Consider the following 2,636-nt stretch of genomic DNA (forward strand, 5'->3'; position numbering starts at 1 on the left):
GACTACACCACCGTCATCGGCGACGAAAGCCACCATCCCACCCGGGTCCGACACGTCGGCCGGTGAATGCGCAGGACCTGAGCACGGTCCACGGTCCCCTGGACCGTGCCTTGCCCCCCACAACGTGGCCACCGCGCATGGGACCACCGCGCATGGACCACCGCGCATGGGACCACCGCGCATGGGACCACCGCGCATGGACCACCGCGCATGGGACCACCGCGCATGGACCACCGCGCATGGACCACCGCGCGATCATGCGGACCCGACCTCGTGAACGCTCGCGCGGGTCAGTGCTCAGGGCATCCGGGCGACACCGCCGTACCAGCTGACCTGGGCATCGGTCGGGCCGTCCGGGGTCACCTCGGCCCGCCAGCGATGGACGATCTGCACCACCCCTTGGTTGCACACGCACTTGTAGGACGGCTCGGCAGTCTTCGTCGTCGGTGTGGCCCGGGTGCCCGCCGCGGCTCGGCCCCACGCGGCGGGCTCGGGATCTGCGCGGATGACGGCCGAGTTGCCACCCAGGGCGCCCNGGCCAGTGCGCATGGCCAGTGCGCCCTGGCCTCCGGGCCGACTGTCTCTGTGGCCGATTCGAGCCGCGAGTTCTGCCTTAACTTCACGCCACTTGAGCGTAGACTGAGATCGTGACGACGCTGCCCTTCACGGATGCTCGGAACCGCCTCTCGGAGCTGCTCGACGACGTCGAGCGAACCCATGACCGGGTAGAGATCACACGCCATGGTCATGCCGTGGCGATCCTCGTCTCGCCTGACGACCTCGCGGCGCTGGAGGAGACCGTCGAGGTGTTGTCGAACCGCGAGACCATGCGGCAGTTGGCCGAGTCCCGCGCCGCTATCGAGGCCGGCGACGTGCTTGACGCCGAGGACCTGGCGGCGCTCATGGCCAAGCGCGCCGCGCCGGATGCCAGGAGACGCTCGTCATGACGGGCGCTGCCGGGCCGTACCGTCTTGAGATCACCGGTCCGGCGGCCCGCGCGCTTGCTGGACGTATACCGGAAAAGGTCGCCACGGCCGTACACGAGTTCATCACCACGACGCTCCTGGAGAACCCGCACAGGCTCGGTAAGCGTCTCCTCTACCCGCCCTACGCTGGAACCTGGTCGGCGCGGCGAGGCATGTACCGGGTGCTCTATGAGATTGACGAAGAGAACCGCATCGTTCTCGTGACCGCCGTAGAGCACCGCGCCGACGCATACCGCGGGCGTTGAGCGGCGAGACCGCAGCGTGCCGGTACGAGCACCGCCGATGTCCCCCTGCTTGCACATATGGCGCCGGAAGCCTGACGAAGCACCGACCCCTTCCTCACGCGTCCGTTGCCTTGCTCCAGCGGGGCTGCCGCCGCGAGCAAACGCAGTCCTGTCCGCCGACGACTTCGGTCAACTCCTCACCTCAGTGAGCCTTTCCGCGCAACGATCGATAGCTCTGCGTGAGCATCACGGACGGTAGGCGGCTGGGTGGCTGAAGGGGGGCGGTGACAACGGAAGCTCACCAGTCGTGAGCAGGCGGTGCTCGTGCTGCGCTGGTTCGCCGACGCCACCCGGGTCACCCAGGTGCGGCGGGCGTTCACCTCAACAACCGTCCGCCCGGCGCTTTCAGCCTTGGCACGCNGCACGTTGAAGAACACCCCCCACCCGGCGTCGAGGATCGACGTGTTAAGCCCAGTCTTGGCGGCCTGCCCGTTGGGCAGGAACGCTCCCGGCCGGTCGGGGTCAGGCTTGGGCGCGGCCCGCTTGACCATACTCTTGATGTTAAGTTTTTCGACGGCGATCAGGTCGTGGTCGCGGACGAGTTCGAGCGCGGTCTTGTTCGCGAGATCGACCCGCTGCCGGGCGACTGCGCGGGACCGCGCCGCAACCCGTGCCACGGCCTTCTTCCGTCGCTTCGAGCCCCACTTCTTGCGGGACAGGTCTCGCTGCGCGTCGGCAAGGCGTTCGGCGGACCGTTCGAGGAAACGCGGGTTGCCGTAGTGGTCGCCGTTCGAGGTAGTCACCAACGACGCGACCCCGACATCCAGGCCGACCACCGCGCCCGTGGGTTCCACCACCGCGGCGGGAACGTCGTCACACGAGAGCACGAGGTACCAGCGGGCACCGTTGCATCGTGATGATCGATAGCGCTCATCACCTATGCCGCCTCGCCTCTCGGTGAGGCGCCCCCGGTCTGACCGGCCGTGGCCGTGCCGGGTTCCCGCTTCCCAGCCACCNGCCCGCTNGCGCGGGTCTTNNGGTCGGCTCCACGGGCGTTTNCCGTCTCCGGTGTACTGGCGGCGACGAGGTGGTGCAGGTTGATCGCGGCGTTGTGGTCGCGGTCGAGTACCAGNCCGCAGGACTGGCAGGTGAANGTGCGCTCGGACAGCNTCAGGCTTGGGTTTCGCCAGCCGCAGCCGGAGCAGGTCTTCGAGCTGGGATACCAGCGGTCGGCGACGACGAGCGTCGATCCGTACCAGCGGGTCTTGTAGGCAAGCTGCCGGCGGACCTCGGCCATGCCGGCGTCGGCGACCGCGCGGGCGAGCCGCCGGTTACGGACCATCCCGGCGACGTGCAGATCTTCGACGACGACCGTGTCGTGGGACCGGGCGAGCCGGGTCGTGAGCTTGTGCAGCCCGTTGTGGCG

4 protein-coding genes are annotated in these 2,636 nt (G+C 68.6%); 2 read left to right on the forward strand and 2 right to left on the reverse strand.

Translation table 11 applies throughout. The features are described 5' to 3' along the window. Positions 1-647: 647 nt before the first annotated feature. On the forward strand, positions 648-947 hold the full coding sequence (locus tag ALLO2_RS22850; protein ID WP_023842225.1) for a type II toxin-antitoxin system Phd/YefM family antitoxin: 300 nt from the start codon (positions 648-650) through the stop codon (positions 945-947). Beyond that, positions 944-1,231, forward strand: coding sequence for a type II toxin-antitoxin system RelE/ParE family toxin (locus tag ALLO2_RS22855; RefSeq protein ID WP_011437076.1), 288 nt, complete (start codon positions 944-946; stop codon positions 1,229-1,231). Before ALLO2_RS22850 ends, ALLO2_RS22855 begins: the two co-directional genes overlap by 4 nt. 176 nt (positions 1,232-1,407) lie before the next feature. Here the strand turns inward: ALLO2_RS22855 and ALLO2_RS22860 are convergent, their stop codons facing one another. Together ALLO2_RS22860 and ALLO2_RS22865 are read right to left on the reverse strand one after the other, a co-directional pair. Beyond that, positions 1,408-2,097, reverse strand: coding sequence for an RNA-guided endonuclease TnpB family protein (locus ALLO2_RS22860; RefSeq protein ID WP_035734734.1), 690 nt, complete (start codon positions 2,095-2,097; stop codon positions 1,408-1,410). Positions 2,098-2,147: 50 nt separating this feature from the next. Then, the coding region (locus ALLO2_RS22865; protein ID WP_035734736.1) for an RNA-guided endonuclease TnpB family protein at positions 2,148-2,636 on the reverse strand (489 nt) is incomplete at its 5' end.

It is taken from the genome of Frankia sp. Allo2 (assembly GCF_000733325.1).
GTDB classification, from domain to species: domain Bacteria; phylum Actinomycetota; class Actinomycetes; order Frankiales; family Frankiaceae; genus Frankia; species Frankia casuarinae.